The following is a 15,067-nucleotide window of genomic DNA, read 5'->3' on the forward strand; positions in this document are numbered from 1 at the left end:
CAGGGCACACTACTGCCGCGCCTGCGTAGAGGGCGGACGTAAGGAGAAGGGCGGCTGCTACTGCTTGTTTGATCTTCATGGTTGGACTCCTAAGTAACGTTGGTGTACTACGGGCGAAAGTGAGAGGCATGTTCGACACTTCAAAAATTTTTCGAATCTGGAAAGCAAATATTCAAAGCTGGAACTAAATCGACCCAAGGGTAGGGCCTTGCGGCTAGGTGAACGAAATCACTTCGTAATGTTTGAACCGGCCCTCCGCTCGTTCAGCAGGCGTGAAAGGGTGGACCGCGAAACGCCAGTGGCCTTGATAACCTCGGACCACGTATGACCGCTGTCCAGCATCGCGAGGATGGCCGTATTGCGTTCGTTGTTTGCCGTTCGTCCTTTGTACTTGCCGTCTGCTTTGGCCTTCTCTATGCCTTGTCGCGTGCGGCGTTTGCGGTCTTCATAGTCCTTGCGCGCTATCGCCGCGAGCATGTCTAGCATCATCGCGTTTATCGCTTCGAGGATTCGCCCGGTAAAGGCATCGCCGCTGGTGATTAGCTGGTGGGACGTGGGGAGGTCCAACGCTACTACGCGAAGGCCGCGCGTCTGGATATCGATGCGGAGTTGCTTCCAGTCCTGATCGTTCAAACGCGAAAGGCGGTCCACTTGCTCTACTAGGATTACATCGCCCGGATGGGAGTCGTTCAGCAGGCGCATTAACTCTGGACGGTGGAGAGTCGCGCCGCTTTCGTTCTCCGCGTAATAGGCCGCGATTTTGACGTTATGGCCCGCCGCGAATTGCGCCAGATCATCGCGCGCTCGTTGCGCGTCCTGATCCTTTGTTGATGCTCTGAGATAGGCTCGGATAAACATGATTCGGAGTCCTGCGGTTCGGTTAAGACGGTTCTTAGCCTATCGGTTCGATTTGGGTAAGTAAAGTTGCAGAATCGAACCGGGTTACACGCCGTGCGGAGGCGTTCTCTTAGGGCGTACTTATATCGAACCGGGCAGGGCGTAGAAAAGGCCCGCATAGCGAGCCTGGATCCTACTATAGGCGAGGGGCCGCGAAGCCCTCCGAACAGATCCTAGTCCGCTGCGTCATTGAATTGGCACCACTCGAATCCGACGCGAAGGATCGTCATATTTCCACTTGATCGGCTTCGGGTTCTTGTTGTGCTCGCGAATGTAATGCATCAGTTTGCGATCCAGATCCTTCACCGAAGTGAAGATGCCGCGCGCGATAACATCGCGCTGGATGCGCGAGAACCAGTTCTCCACCTGGTTGAGCCACGACGAGTAGGTCGGCGTGAAGTGCAGGCGCACGTTGCGATGCGCATCGAGGAACTCGGCGACCCGATGCGTCTTATGGCTGCTGACGTTGTCGCAGATAACATGGATTTCGCGGCGTTTGGGCTGGCTGGCGACGACGTCGGTCAGGAAGGCCACGAACTGTTCGCTGGTGTGGCGTGCTGCCGTTTTGCCCAACACCTCGCCGGTGGCGGTGTTGAATGCCGCGAACAGACTGAGCGTGCCGTTGCGCTTGTACTCGAAGCCGTGGCTCTCGGCACGCCCCGGTGACAGCGGCAGCATCCGGTCCTTGCGGTCGAGCGCCTGGATCGCGGTCTTCTCGTCCACGCAGAACACCGCTGCGTGCGCCGGTGGGTTCAGGTACAGCCCGATCACGTCGGCCGCCTTGGCCTCGAAATCCGGGTCGTTGGAGACCATGTGCCGCCCCAGCTGCTGCGGTTTGATGCCGTGCTTGCGCCAGATGCGCTGCACGGTCGAGACCGACACGTCGCTGAGTTCTGCCGCGAGTTTGTAGCTGCTCCAGTGTGTCGAACCGTCGGCAGGCCTGTGTTTGAGGGTTCGGTTGAGCACCCGCGCTTCCAGTCTCGCGGGAGGCTGCCTGGGCGCACGCCCGGGGTGCCGGGCATACATGCCGGCCAGCCGCTCACTGAGGAATCGCGCCGACCAGCGCGCGATGAAGCGAGAATCACAACCGAGTGTGCGCATGATGCTGTCACGCGACTCGCCGTCCTCGAGCATCAGGATCAACTTCGCGCGTCGCACGTCCGCCGCACGCACCGTCCGGCTACGCGCCGCCGACAGCAGTTGCTCCCGCTCAATATCTGTCAGATTCATTTTTCCCATGACCTAGATCTGAACACAGACGGGGTGCTAATTCAATGACGCAATCGACTAGTGGAGCGGCGCTAGTTCCGCGCGTCGTAGCCTTCCGCGTTCGCCTTCGCGACTAGCGCCGCGCCATGCTCCTTGTAGAGGTCATCAAGAGTCGGCACTTTCTTCGTACGGCCCGCATCGTCAATGACCGTGATACCGGCCAATACGCACGCCTCTTTGAGCGCCTGGACGCGGACGGACTCTTTGAGCGTAGGATCACCCTTCGATTGGTCGTGCTCGTCCGTATCGTCATTATCCCGCCACAAGCCTTCGTATCGGTTGCTATCAAGAATGAAGATCCATTGGCGCGGCCAAGCACCAGAGAAGCCGAATTTCTGGTCAAAGGTATCGGTGGTTTCGGTGGAGAATGACTTCCATTTGCGAAGGTCGATTTTGCCGAAGTTCGTCATCTCCGACATATTGGCAATCACGGACAGCCCAGAGATGTTCCGCAGGAAGTTTTTGACGTCTCCAGCCGGATCGTAGGGCACGGCTGCGGCGTCCTTATCGAACATAAGCTCGCGGCACAGGAGGCGCGAAAAATGGCTCTTGCCCGCGTCTTGCGCACCGAACAAGCACAGCGAGATAGGCGCGAGGCACCCCGGATTCATTACGCGCTCGTACAGCGAACGGCACCAGTATTTCGAGAACAGGCGATTATCCTCAGAGTTAACGCACTGGAACAGGTCGATTAGGAACGAGCTCAGGCGCGGCTTTCCGTCCCATTCGAGCGTTCCGAGTTTGTTGCGCACACGCTCAGAAATATCATTGAACTTGTGATCCAGCGCCCAGTTCTTAAGCGACTTGATCAGTTGTTCCGCACTCAGTCCGCTCATTTGGAGCTTGAACGACGCGTCCACGAGTTCGCGCGGTGCCCACTCGTCATTAATCAGCTTTCCGCTCTCATCCACCAACATGCGGCGTGCCGTATCGTAGTGGACCTCATCGAGCCGCCCACCAACATAGAGCGCATCGAACATGCGGAAGTGATTGGCCTGAACGCCAGCGTCTGGGACCATTTCCACCGGCACGCCCAGCTTCTTCGCTGCATTGAAATCTGCTGCGGAAACTCCCGGTGCCTTGGTCATTTTCGCCCAATCGACAAGCTGGCTCTCGCGGAGCGGTTTAACGCGGTCAAGAAGGCTTTTGTGCTTGTTTTTGATAGCGCGGCGCTCTGAGATGGCGTTCTCTTCACGCACAACCGCTTCCACCCGGTTTCGGAAGCTAATTGGGAGGTCTGTCCACTCTTCACTCGCCGCAAGGTCGCCATCGCGCATACGCTCGTACAACGCCCGGAGTTCACCGGACGCGAGCCGCGCGCCGAAGTCTGCGGCTTTGGCTGCTCTATCTGCCTCTGCCTTTTCCTCGTAGGGCTTGCGCAACTCCGGTTCGACATTCGGCCACGCGTCGATTGCGTGCCTGTGAGCGTTGCCCTTCCAACCACTCTCATACACGCCAATATTCAAACTCATGTAGTGCCAGATATCCTTGATTACTTCCGGATCGGTCACATTTACAGGGCCACGCCCACGACTTGTCGACGCGCACCATTCAATCGGAATCTCCGACCAGTCGTAACCTTCCACTTGATACGACCGCACGGGCGGCACATTTACTTCGTTATCCTGATATTCTTGTTTACGTTCATCGACTTGCATAGTAAGATTACTCCCGTAGTTGGTTGTTTTGCTCTCGACTCGTTGGACCCTTTAGCGCCCGCGCCCATCCTTCCCAGATGAACTCAGCGGGCGTTTTCTTTTCACGCCGGTACTTGCTCAGCGCGGCGAACAGTTCTGCGGCCCGGAAGTGCCTTCTTAATATCGAACGGCACCTCACGCTTTTCGATCAGGTGAATAATTGCCGAGCGCAGAAAATCGCTGACCGGAATATTCATTTCGGCCAATACCTCATACGCGTTCGCCTTAAGGGCAGGGTCGATTGCCGCCACAACTTCTGAATAACGTCGGGACATTTCGCTCTCCTTGAACGATAATTACCGTAAGGAGAAGTTTACGGTATAGCTGTGGCGGCACAAACGAGCAGTTTTATTTTTACAGTACACATCGATAAAATCAGCCGTTAAATCTCGCCTCTCGCGCTCCTTCGCAAGCCGCCATACCGAAGCGCTTATCGTCCGCATACTGCTCAATCGCCCGGTCGCGTGCATATTGGTCGATATCGAATTTCGCTTGTGCGGTTAGCCAGGCCAAAGGCGTATAATCTGCGGCGTTCTCCTCGTCCTTAAACCAGTCCGCGAGTTTGTGCGCAAGGCTGATCGAAATAGGCCTCTTGCCGGTCAAAATATTCGATACGGCGGGCGCAGACTCTCCAATCTCCTTGGCGAAGTCCTTTCCCTCCACGTTGCGGCCCTTAAGGAGTTGGCGCAGGATATAGCCGGGATGAACAACGGTATTCTTTTCCATGATTGATTCTCCGATTGGTAAATTTCAGAATTTACGAATTTGATAATTCGCGAATTACGCAGCGCCGCGTTGGACTGAAATGTACGAGAGAACTGACTGAAGAATCAAATGCCCGCCGCGAGCCATTCCGGGCGGCAAATCGCGCCGCAAACCACCTCCGCACCCGCCCAATCGCCCTAAATCCCGCGCAGGTTCGCGCTAGGAAGTGTCCTATGGGATTAGCACGCACAGCCGCAACCTACGTAGCAGGGCGGCAGGACCGGCCCAAACGTCACTCTTGATTACTTCGCGGAAATTTGTAACAAATGTAACAGAGCGGTCTTGCCGTATGTCCGCCGCACAAAGTCTGCACGTTTTAATCGTCCACACGCCCGCCTATAATCGAAACCGTAGTCCTGCGGCGTGAGTTCGTGCTCAGGGATTCTCCATCGGCAGACCCAATCGCCCGCGCAGGTTCGGGAGAAGATGTGCGAAGGCCCGTAATCGTTCAAAAGACGGTCACGGGCCTTTGTATTTCCACAGGCTGCATGTGAACCGATGTTTCCGCATCGGTTCCCTTGCCCTCACCGCCCCAACCAAAAGAACAACTCGCGGCCCTTGTACTCAAGGCAAGCCGACTTGCAATCGATAAGCTGCTGACGTATTTTGATCGAGCGGTTGTAAGACTCCCACACTTCATTCTCGTTAAATGCCTCCCAGACGGATCGATACGCAGTGGAAGGCCCACCATCAATCGACAGCCAGAAAATCGCCGGAGCGTTCCGCCCGGACCTCGATTCCGGCTCGCGGCTGGACGGCCTATCCATTAGGCTCGGAAGGATGAATTCACCGCCATCCACGTCCACCCAGGTGCGTTTCCCCATCCTCTGGAAGTTGGTCGATGACTCCGAATAAACGGGCGGCTCGATCATATGGAGCAGCGGCGTAAGCCAGGCATCGTTTGAGGTTTCGAGGTTCATCGCGTGATCCGCAGTCCTAAGTTATTCCGCCCGATTCTATTACGGATAACACCCAATGCGCTCGCGACCAATATCGACCCGTACACAAATAAGACAATCTCAAACTGATGCGGCAGGGCGTAATGACCGGCAATAAGCCAGCCGGGATGGCATTCGATAAAGGAGCGCGACATTTTGATTAATCTCCGAGGGTTGATATCGCGACTCTATTTAATCGCGACTTAACCGGAGTTTAACCGTATCTTAAACACGAACATTAATAATTTAAGCCGAAACAAAATACTTGTACCGCTCCGAACAGGGAAATAGTAAACTTGTTATTAAATCGGAATTACCCGCAGCGACATAAAATCCCTTCCCAGGATAATCACCATGCACGATACTCACCCTGGCAGCGCGCTAAAGCAGTTGATTGACGGTAAAGGAATTACCGTTAAACAGGCCGCATCGGAAATCGGTGTTAGTCACGTTATGCTTTACAACATTATCAACGCGAAATCGGCAATCAGCCCGTCCGTCGCGGCTCTGATCGAACTGTGGAATGGCAATATGGCGGCTGACGCGTGGCTCGTCATGCAGGGGAAATACGACCTGATCGAAGCGCGCGAGAAAGCGCCCATTCGGAAGGCGGAGCATGACGCTAAGCAACCAGCACAGGTGGCGGCATGATCCACCACACGCTCATCCCTATCGCAGAAGCCGTAAGTGACGCGCTGGAGGATTATCCGCACGCACCGCGCACCGTGGCGAGCCTAGACGAACTGCGCGCGATCCTGTATGGGCGACTCGGCGCAGAACGCCCGGAAGCGTACGCGGGCGTGAAGTATCTAATCGAGTCGTACGCGTATCTGCGGCTGCGTAATGTGTTCGGGCCTGCGGCGTGGGTCGTGGTGTTTCGGGACGGTATCGCGAGTGAAGACAATCTCCGAACCGCGCGGCAGGGCTCCGAGTGGATCGAGCACACGACTGAATACCACATCGCACTCAACAAGGCGATGTGCGAAACGACCCCGGACGAAATCTACAACGCGGCATTCTCGCTCAAGTTCGCTGATCGCCTGCTCCGCCGCGCAGCGAGTCCGACTGCACTTAAGGCGATCAATAAGGAGCGTGAGCGCGTTATGAGAACGCTTTCGGCCCGGACGATGGACGAGTATGAAGCGTTGATGGTCGCAGCGAAGAAGTAAGCATTTTTGTTCAACTCAAATACTACGGAATACATATCATGGCAAGTTTCGGGATTGTGAATATCCAACGCGAACGGATCGTCAAGGTCAGCGCCTCGGACGCGCAGCGGAAGGCCGTGGATCAGTACGCACGCGGTCGCTCGGCGGACAAGATTCTGGCGAAGCATTCGAAGCCGACCGCTGCGGCACGCCCGGTGAAGAAGGTCACCGCACAAGATCAGCGCGCGCAACTGTTGGCTATGTACGCCCAGAAGGCAGCAGCCGATGAACGCGCGACGGTTAAGAAGGCCGCAGACGCACGCGCCGAACGAGTCCGGGCGGCGAACGCGATGGACGCCTATCTGGCTGGCAAGTAAGCGTCAGTTTTCATTTCACAATTTAACTCAGGAGTGCAAATCATGGGAAGCGGAGTAAATCTCGCGGACGCCTTCGACCCGAACCAAGCGGTGGATCCAGAGCCGTCCCGTCACTTCACGCAGTTCAACAGCCCATTCCGGCCGCAGGGCGGTCCGACTACCGCACCCGTGGACACCCTCGTTCCGTGCGTCAGTCACAAGCTCAACGATCCGAACAGCGAGCGGTCGATGCTCGAAGCGATGGTCGTGGCGTGCAACAACCCGGCCTTCGATGCGAAGTGGGGCGACGTACTCCGCGCGAAGCATCCGGCACTCGCCAAAGCGCAAGCGAACGCACGAGCCAGCAACGCGCTCAATGGCCGCGCGGCAGATACGGCCAGCACGTCTCTGGACGGAAACTTCACGCCGAAGGGCTTCGAGCAAACGCCATTCGATCCTGTTACACAAGTTCAGCGCGGCGAAGCTCAACGCAGCATCGAGCCGCGCACGGTCGCTGGGCTGGATGGCCTTCTGTCGGACCTTTTCGCCAAGATGAAGGCACTGGCGGGCGGTCTGGATCGTCTGCGCCCCGCCGTAGCGCGTAAGCCCGTCACGACCACCGGCATTCGCGGCGCTGATTCGAAGCGTGCCGCAGCGGACGCCGCCCGTAACGCGGAGCGCCGCAAGGTCGCGGAGCAGATCGAGGCCGCATACGAGGTGAAACGTGCGGTCGGCGATAGCTCGGACGTGCGGACGTACTGGGACCCGGCGCTGGGCGTCTATCGCCTCGTTTAACACGTTGAACCTTTTAAGTAGACTTTCTTTTGACCATTGCATTTAGGAGTGCATCATGAATAACGGACTTGTAGCGCACAATTTCAGGCTTTCCGCCGAATCGTTCAAATCCTTCGTTTTCGTGCGCGAGCTTTTGGGTGACTTCCGTCTTGCGCAATTCGCCATTCTCAGAGAAAGCGGGCGAACGCGCTTTGATGCATTCATCGAAGCGTTTGGCTATGGCTTTCAAGATGGTCCGGCATTGACTGGCGGCGGATTTACCGGAATCAGCGGTAATCGTGAGTTCATCGAAGCAGCGGCTGAAGCAATCGAGGTGAACGGCCTCTTCCAGTTGCGATATGGCGAGCGCGCGAAAGCGTGGGCTTTCGCGCCTCTGTCCGAGGCCAATCGCGATTGGATCAAGAGCGGCGTGTATGCCGAATCGAGCTTGCGCGCTTGGAACCTGATCGATGACCTTATCGCGACAGACAAGGCCTCGCAGCCTGAAGGTGCTTTGCAAGCGGCTGTCAGCGTAACGGTTGGTCCGGTAGACATTGCCAAGACCGTGCGCGAAGAACTGGCCGCAGCGTTCCGTTCGGGTGACGGCCTCTAACCCGCACGCAACTCGACTGAAGTAAATCTTTTCGTCATCACATTTAGGAGTACATCAAAATGCAATCCCTTCTCTCGAAAGTCGCAGCTGAACAAGGCTGCGTCCGTCGCATCACTATCGACAATTTCGGAAACTTCCCTGCGGTAGCTGCCACGGACGGCACGCCTGCCACGCCGGCCCGCGATGGCGCGGCGTTCGTTCTCGCAGAAACCAGCCCGGAGGCCGTTGCAGAGTACGCGAGCCTGCGGGAGCACGGTAATACAGCCGCACAGGCGTTCGCGCAGGCCTTCGGCGCACACTTCGCGGCGGACCAAGACGTGACCGACCTATACGCCGCAGCGGCCCTGTATGACGCCTGCGTACGCACCGCAGATTTTCTCGCGGTTCCGCCGAGCGTGATGGATGGGAGCGTCCACACGGACGAGAACGTCAAGAGTGTCACGTATGGCCAGACTTCAACGGGCAGCGCGGCGTACGCGATGAATGCTGCGGAAGCGTTTGCGGCTGGTGCCCGTGCGAATCAGTCCGCTCAGTAACGCCGCATGAAGAAGTGGTGGTGGATCCTCATTGGTGCCGTGGTGATAGGTGTCCGCGTTTTTATGGTCGCTCAGATAGCGTACGACCTGATAACCGGACGCCACCACCAGCACTATCTGCGGCTTCCACCGCCTGTTATGACCAAAATCGAACAACCTTTGGAGTAAAGCATGGGCAACCAACATAACGAATTGAATGTCGATATCAACGAGCACGACACGGCAGAATCCTTTGTCAAAGCGCTCAATCTGATGATCGAACTTCATATGTCAGCGGCCCAAGAGAAGTTCGGGCTGGAAGCGATGGGCGACGCGTTCGCGAAGAAAGCTGCGGCCAGCTTCGTGGAAGAGCAAGAGCCGGAGAACGTGATCGTGTACGACATCACGCCGTCCGATGATCGCCAACTGATCGCCGCGCAAATCGTAGCGACTCTGGACAGCCTGATCGAATCGAAGAACGGGGCGCGGCTGATCGTTCACTTGCAACCGGTCCGTTAATTTCGACCACAATACATAGGATAACTATCAATTATGCTGAACAAAATTCTCGGGCGCGGCGCGAAGGAAGCGGAACCGCAGCCCGCCGCAACGGAACAAGAGCCACAGAAGCTATTCGACCGCGAGCAAACGACCTCGCTCACCGTCACCACTTCGCGCGGCCCGGTCGATGTGCTTATCAAGACCTTTAGCGCGATGGCCGGCTGGGAGATCAAGACTCACGCGAAGGACTTCTACAGCGCAAACACCAGAAGGCAGCGCCGGTTCAAGAAGGCCGTTCTGGCTCACGCTTCGATTGGCGGCGTGACGCTCAAAAACGAACAGGCCGCGAATGATCTGCTTGAGCGTTGGCCGAACGTGGAAGCTGTTTTTGAAGCGGTCTTGGAGCACAACGGAATCGAAATGGACGTGGCTTTCGTGATGGCGAACGAAATCGACCTGCTTGGCGTTCAAATCGGCAAGGCGTTCATCGCGGCGCACGAACGAATCCTTGAGCCGGTTCGCAAAATGGCTGTGGAAGGAGGGAAGGAATAATGTCCAATCTTGATGAGTTCCACATCAATTACAAAATCCAGGTCAACGCCGCGATCCAGAACCTGACGAAGCTCAACAACGAAACGGCCAAAACGAATAAGACCCTCACAGCCGGGGCGAAGGGCGCGGAAAAGTTTGCCGAAGAGGTCACGAAGTCTCTGGACACCGTGGTTCCGGGCATGAGCAAGCTCACGTCCATCCTGCGCGGCGTGACGGCGGAATTCGGCCTTATGACGGCTGGCGCTACCGTGTTCACAGCGGCTATCGCGAACGCCATGCGCGTCCGGGCGCAGTTCAACGAGCAGCGTGTCCAGTCGCGTGACGCGGGCGTATCGGCTGTGCGGCTCGAAGATTGGCAGCGCCGCATGGCCTCGGGCAACGTCTCCCGCGACGCGGTAGCGCGGGCCGTAACGGGTTCGCAGTCGTTCCTGCGCGGCGCGTACGCTGATCCTTCGCGTCTCGGACCGGCTAACCGGCTCCTCGGCATGCTCGGTATTAATCCGGCCTCGGGCGGCGCTCCTATCACCAATACGGACTTCCTCACGAGACTCGCCGCACGTTGGCACGGGCAGAACGACTCCACCGTGGAATCGGAAGCGCAGATGGTCGGCATGGACAAGGACGTAGCGCTGCGGATGAAGGAAATGGGCGCGGCGTTCGGTCAGATCGGAATGTCGCTCAAGGAAATGCAGCAGTACATGGACACGGCGAAGAACGTCCATCATTTGAACGAGGAAATGGCGAAGTTCAACGAGCAAGCTATTCAGCTCGGAGAAACACTGGGCGGTCCGGTTCTGAAGGCAATCACGGAAGTCCTCAAGAACGCGAACCAGTACACAAAGAACGTCAAAGATCCGAAGGCCGCAGCATCGAGTATCGACCAGAAGCTGGACGCTGACTATGACCGGCTCACCGGTGGGCTCGGCAAGAAGCGCAACGGGGATGTAAGGCCGAACGCCCAGGGTGTGTACGAGACAGACCATTTGGCTCAAGAACACGCGAAGGAGAGCGTCAAGAAGCAGGCGCAGCAGGCCGCAGACGAACAGCGCGAGAAGCAGAAGCTGGCCGATCAGGACGAAAAGAGCAACGCGGACTTCCAAAGCTCGGTCAGCCAAATGGAATTGATCATCAACGCGTTCGGCGCTTCGGTCGCTCAGTTCGGCCATTCGATCAGTTCGCAACAGGTCCGCGCGGCGTGGGCCGGGACCGTAGGATTGGCAGGCGGCATTTCGAGCAGCGGCCACGCTCAACTCGGCTACGGCCAGTCTCCCGGCACAATCGGCTTCGATCCGAAGGCCGCAAACGCGATGTACAACGCGGGCGCGGCGAACAGCGGTCAGTACGATTCGATCATTAAGGCCGCAGCCTCCAAGTATGGCGTGCCGGAAAACGTGCTCAAGGGGATCATCGGCGCGGAAAGTACCTGGAATCCGAACGCGCACAGCGATTCCTCGTTCGGCCTTATGGGCATCAACAAGGTCAACTGGAAGGCGTACGGGCTGAACGACAAGAACTGGAATGACCCTGCCGCCAACATCAATGCAGGCGCGGCCATCTACGCCGCAATGTTGAAGAGGGCGGGCGGCGATCAGGAATTGGGCCTTCGCTACTACAACGGAGGCTTCGACAAATCGAAGTGGGGGCCGCAGAACGCCGCGTATCCGGGGAAGGTTCTGGGCGGGTTCGGCCTTACCGGGCCGCAGGCGGTCGCGATGGACCCGAACTACAAAGGCCCGTGGTCCTTCACCGGCCCCACCGGGCTCGCGAAGGGGCTGGGCGAATCGTTCGAATCCACGCAGCTTAAAGACCTCCAAGCGACCATCGCCGCGCGTGCGGGCGTCTCCCTCGGCCAGCTTCAGACTCGGGGCGCATCGTGGGGTGATGTTAATTTCGCACTCCAGAACTATATGTCTGAACTCGTCAATAGCCACTACGCCATTAAGCAAGGCATGGGCGCGGCAGGGCTGACCGACATTCAGCGCGGCCAACTCATGGCGAACCTTAAGACGGTTGACCTGCAAGCTCTGAACACAGCGCGATACGCGCCAGAAGTTCTGGAGGATACGCGACCGGGCGGTCGCGTGAATACGATTGGTCAAGTCGCAATAACCGTGAACGGCGTAGCAGGCCAGAGCGCGGCAGACATCGCCCGAGAGGTCAAGAAAGAACTCCAAAATATGCTCGGCTCAGTCGTGAACAGCCGCGCAACCTCCGTCAAGCAATAAGGATAGCGAAACATGGTACAAGTCAATGGCGGTCTAGCAATTCGAAAACTCAGCGTCACTTTCCATATGCCGGGAGGTGACGTGGTTCTGGACGAGACTTTGAATCTGCGCGTCCACGTAACCAAGGACTGTATGTCATCTCAGAACGAAGCTGTCATCGAAGTCACCAACTTGACCGGCTCCCTGCGGCAACAACTCCTTTCGCAGTTCACGGCCTTCAATCGCCGCAAGACGGCAGCGGGCCAAATCTCGCCCGTTTATCTCAATATGCAGATTGACGCTGGATACATTTACCCGGACGGCACTAGCACGGTCTCGACCATCTACCACGGTCAAGTCGTAGAGTGCGGCGTGGTATCTCCGCCGCCCGATGTGACCGTTCGTATCAAGTGCTACACCCACCAAGTCGACAAAACGACCTATCTCGACCAGCCGCCGCCCTACAGCATGACGTTTAAGGAATTGGCGTTGTGGGCCGGAAATCAGATGGGCTTCGACAACCAGCACATCATCTGTGAAACGTCTTTCGACAATGCCATCGTGAATAACGCCGCGCGGTCCACGTATGTTGCGGGCGATCTGCCGTTGTACCTCGAACAGTACTACCAGCCGAACGTAGCGGCGTATATCGATGATGATTTCCTGATCGTCAAGGATCGGTACTCGATCCTGAATCCGAGCGATACCGCGACCCTTAGCGAATTCATCGGAATTCCGTGCTGGACGGAGTGGGGCGTAGAGTTCACGACATATTGCGATCCGACTATCAAGCTTGCGCAGGCCGCGAATATAACGTCACTCCTGAATCCTTCGCTCAACGGATCGTATGTCGTGATGCAAATCAATTATGAGCTGGCGAGTCGCGATGCGCCTTTCTACTGCCACGTTCAAGCGTGCCCGCCAGCCTAATCGACCGGAGAACAACAATGAGAGAAACGAAATACTTCAGCGCGTTTGGTGTCGACTACCGCACCCGCCATTTCGCCGCATATGGGGCGGTCGGCATGTTCGGGCGGCTGGACGAGATTCACCCCACCGAACTATTGGCGCTGACCGAAGTGAGGGACGGGGAGGAATGGCACTCGCTTGGTTCGCCGCAGAATATCGACAGGTATGTTCGGGACGTTCTGGGCATCGTGAGGCCGCACGAGGTCTTGGCCGCGCTGATGAGCCTCGTGAAGCAGTACAACTTCGGGTTCAAGGTCGCGAAGGTCAACGTGCCGCACCGCTTCCGGTCGAAAACGGAGGAAAAGGACGATCCGGGCGGCATGCACCCGGTCCTTTCGTGGCTGTACACGGAAAAGCAGGCGAGTTGGCGCGAGCTACAAGAGGACTACACGCTGGAAGATGCGTTCCGCATGCACCGTGAACTTCTCAAGTCGAAAGTGAAGGCCGCGCTGGAATCGGAGGCCGCACAGAAGGAGGCCAAGGCGAAAGCGAAGGGCGGCTGATCGGGCGTTAAAGGGTGCCCATGGAATTTATCAGAAAGGGGCCTATGGGCACAGCCTCGTGTTCAGCCGACGCCCAGCGGGTTCTGGATGGTGCTTCTGATCGTGTGCCGGTTGTACGCGTCAGTTATTGCCTGTTCCATGCGAGCACCCTTGAGTAGCCCGTCATGCTTGGATTGCTCGATCAACGTAGACAGTTCACGCGCCGCGCATTTGACAGCCACTGAGTGGGGCTGGTCGTCTTGATCACTCTCGATCCGCAGCAAGTACAAGGACAACGTTTCGTTATGAAACGTCCGCATGGGCATGTCGCTGTCCGCGAACAGCTTGCGCATCTTTTCGGTGGTCCGCTTCCGGGCATATACGCGCCACGCGATTGAGGACATTACGCTATCCAGCGCTGCATATAGTGCACGGCCCCCGATCAGCACGCCAGCGGCTCTCCAGAAGTCCTTTCCGGTCCCATCGATGAACCACACGTAAAGGCCGGCAAGCGCGAGGTACGGGATAAACGCAACGCCGCTGAACCACATTTTTGATTGCGTCTCTTCCATAAGAGTCCCCATGCTCGTTTGGCGTGGTGAATCATCTGACGGATGGAATACCCGTGTCAACATCGAACAGGGCGCGCTTGCGCACTAGATCGAGTGGGCCGCGCTGGGCTCTCGGAGGGGAGTAGGCGCGGCCTTTCTTTACACTAGCGCCGTGGTTGGGCGGGGTTCGCCGGTTGGGCTTGGGCCATACGGGCGGCGGCAATGGTTGTGGTTTGGTGCGATATCTGTTTCCTTTCCTCACCATCCGCCGCGAGCGAGGCGCTGTACTTCGCGACAAAGTCTGAAAGCCTTGTCTTTATCTTATGCGTGGCAATTATCTCGGCTTCTAACTGTTCGGCTGATAGAGATGAAAAGTCCGCGCTTTCACTCCTAAGCTTGGGCGCGATCTGGTCAATTTCCATCCGGTCCTCCGCGACACCTTGATCCCACGCCACATGGTTTCCAGATCTGCCCAGCCCCTTCAATGCAAGCAAACCTTTGTGCGTTCCGTCGGCCAGCTCGATCAGAGTCGGCAAAGACGAGAGTAGTTCATGAGCGTCGCTCAGCGCCTTCCGAAGTTCAAGCCGCAGGTCGAGAGATTTGATCTGATTGGCGCGCCGGTAGCCGAGAAGGCCTGTGACCGCGCCGAATATTCCCGTTGCCGCGCCGAATATTCCCGTTGCCGCGCCAACATATCCCGTCCAGTCCACGTCTGGCATTTTGTTCTCCGCGTTAGGCATTCTTGGTGCGAACTATAGCCTGCCCGGAAGGCGCGCTGCACGGATTTTCCGTACGGGCTGCGCGGTACGGAATAAGTGTCAGATGAGAGCGTACGC

19 protein-coding genes are annotated in these 15,067 nt (G+C 57.3%); 11 read left to right on the forward strand and 8 right to left on the reverse strand.

The window, feature by feature from the left end; all coding sequences use genetic code 11:
* Positions 1-228: 228 nt before the first annotated feature.
* From P5W98_RS20495 to P5W98_RS20520, 6 genes are all read right to left on the reverse strand, one after another.
* Complete coding sequence (locus P5W98_RS20495) at positions 229-858, reverse strand: recombinase family protein (RefSeq protein ID WP_421026257.1); 630 nt, start codon at positions 856-858, stop codon at positions 229-231.
* A gap of 225 nt (positions 859-1,083) precedes the next feature.
* Positions 1,084-2,136, reverse strand: coding sequence for an IS630 family transposase (locus P5W98_RS20500; RefSeq protein ID WP_421026256.1), 1,053 nt, complete (start codon positions 2,134-2,136; stop codon positions 1,084-1,086).
* A gap of 62 nt (positions 2,137-2,198) precedes the next feature.
* Positions 2,199-3,824, reverse strand: a complete 1,626-nt coding sequence (locus P5W98_RS20505; protein ID WP_421026255.1) for a VapE domain-containing protein — start codon at positions 3,822-3,824, stop codon at positions 2,199-2,201.
* Between the two features lie 101 nt (positions 3,825-3,925).
* The gene (locus P5W98_RS20510) at positions 3,926-4,138 is read right to left on the reverse strand and encodes a type II toxin-antitoxin system RelB/DinJ family antitoxin (protein ID WP_421026254.1); all 213 of its coding nucleotides are present in this window, start codon (positions 4,136-4,138) and stop codon (positions 3,926-3,928) included.
* A 100-nt stretch (positions 4,139-4,238) separates the two neighbouring features.
* Entirely contained in the window at positions 4,239-4,589 is a 351-nt protein-coding gene (locus P5W98_RS20515) for a helix-turn-helix transcriptional regulator (protein WP_421026253.1), read from the reverse strand.
* 563 nt (positions 4,590-5,152) lie between these two features.
* A complete protein-coding gene (locus P5W98_RS20520) occupies positions 5,153-5,548 on the reverse strand; it encodes a hypothetical protein (protein ID WP_421026252.1) in 396 nt (131 codons plus the stop codon).
* Between the two features lie 372 nt (positions 5,549-5,920).
* Here P5W98_RS20520 and P5W98_RS20525 point away from each other — a divergent pair, with 372 nt between their 5' ends.
* The 11 genes from P5W98_RS20525 to P5W98_RS20575 all read left to right on the forward strand — a co-directional run bounded on the left by P5W98_RS20525 (position 5,921) and on the right by P5W98_RS20575 (position 13,701).
* Complete coding sequence (locus tag P5W98_RS20525; RefSeq protein WP_421026251.1) at positions 5,921-6,217, forward strand: HigA family addiction module antitoxin; 297 nt, start codon at positions 5,921-5,923, stop codon at positions 6,215-6,217.
* Positions 6,214-6,735 (forward strand): hypothetical protein, encoded by a 522-nt coding sequence (locus tag P5W98_RS20530; protein WP_421026250.1) that lies wholly within the window; start codon positions 6,214-6,216, stop codon positions 6,733-6,735. Before P5W98_RS20525 ends, P5W98_RS20530 begins: the two co-directional genes overlap by 4 nt.
* A gap of 38 nt (positions 6,736-6,773) precedes the next feature.
* A complete protein-coding gene (locus tag P5W98_RS20535; protein WP_421026249.1) occupies positions 6,774-7,091 on the forward strand; it encodes a hypothetical protein in 318 nt (105 codons plus the stop codon).
* Positions 7,092-7,133: 42 nt separating this feature from the next.
* Positions 7,134-7,865, forward strand: coding sequence for a hypothetical protein (locus P5W98_RS20540; protein ID WP_421026248.1), 732 nt, complete (start codon positions 7,134-7,136; stop codon positions 7,863-7,865).
* Between the two features lie 55 nt (positions 7,866-7,920).
* Positions 7,921-8,457 carry a hypothetical protein gene (locus tag P5W98_RS20545; RefSeq protein WP_421026247.1) on the forward strand — a complete coding sequence of 179 codons (537 nt, stop codon included), beginning with the start codon at positions 7,921-7,923 and terminating at the stop codon, positions 8,455-8,457.
* 59 nt (positions 8,458-8,516) lie between these two features.
* Positions 8,517-8,993 carry a hypothetical protein gene (locus P5W98_RS20550; protein WP_421026246.1) on the forward strand — a complete coding sequence of 159 codons (477 nt, stop codon included), beginning with the start codon at positions 8,517-8,519 and terminating at the stop codon, positions 8,991-8,993.
* Positions 8,994-9,164: 171 nt separating this feature from the next.
* Positions 9,165-9,491, forward strand: coding sequence for a hypothetical protein (locus tag P5W98_RS20555; protein WP_421026245.1), 327 nt, complete (start codon positions 9,165-9,167; stop codon positions 9,489-9,491).
* A gap of 33 nt (positions 9,492-9,524) precedes the next feature.
* Positions 9,525-10,025, forward strand: a complete 501-nt coding sequence (locus P5W98_RS20560; RefSeq protein ID WP_421026244.1) for a hypothetical protein — start codon at positions 9,525-9,527, stop codon at positions 10,023-10,025.
* Positions 10,025-12,250, forward strand: coding sequence for a transglycosylase SLT domain-containing protein (locus tag P5W98_RS20565; RefSeq protein ID WP_421026243.1), 2,226 nt, complete (start codon positions 10,025-10,027; stop codon positions 12,248-12,250). The genes P5W98_RS20560 and P5W98_RS20565 overlap by 1 nt, the downstream gene beginning before the upstream one ends.
* A 12-nt stretch (positions 12,251-12,262) precedes the next feature.
* Positions 12,263-13,159, forward strand: a complete 897-nt coding sequence (locus P5W98_RS20570) for a baseplate hub protein (protein WP_421026242.1) — start codon at positions 12,263-12,265, stop codon at positions 13,157-13,159.
* A 17-nt stretch (positions 13,160-13,176) separates the two neighbouring features.
* Entirely contained in the window at positions 13,177-13,701 is a 525-nt protein-coding gene (locus P5W98_RS20575; RefSeq protein WP_421026241.1) for a hypothetical protein, read from the forward strand.
* A 62-nt stretch (positions 13,702-13,763) separates the two neighbouring features.
* Here the strand turns inward: P5W98_RS20575 and P5W98_RS20580 are convergent, their stop codons facing one another.
* Together P5W98_RS20580 and P5W98_RS20585 are read right to left on the reverse strand one after the other, a co-directional pair.
* Positions 13,764-14,252 carry a hypothetical protein gene (locus tag P5W98_RS20580; protein WP_421026240.1) on the reverse strand — a complete coding sequence of 163 codons (489 nt, stop codon included), beginning with the start codon at positions 14,250-14,252 and terminating at the stop codon, positions 13,764-13,766.
* A gap of 143 nt (positions 14,253-14,395) precedes the next feature.
* Positions 14,396-14,950, reverse strand: a complete 555-nt coding sequence (locus P5W98_RS20585) for a hypothetical protein (protein WP_421026239.1) — start codon at positions 14,948-14,950, stop codon at positions 14,396-14,398.
* Between the last annotated feature and the right edge of the window lie 117 nt (positions 14,951-15,067).

This window comes from Paraburkholderia sp. A1BS-2L (assembly GCF_051125205.1).
Classification (GTDB): domain Bacteria; phylum Pseudomonadota; class Gammaproteobacteria; order Burkholderiales; family Burkholderiaceae; genus Paraburkholderia.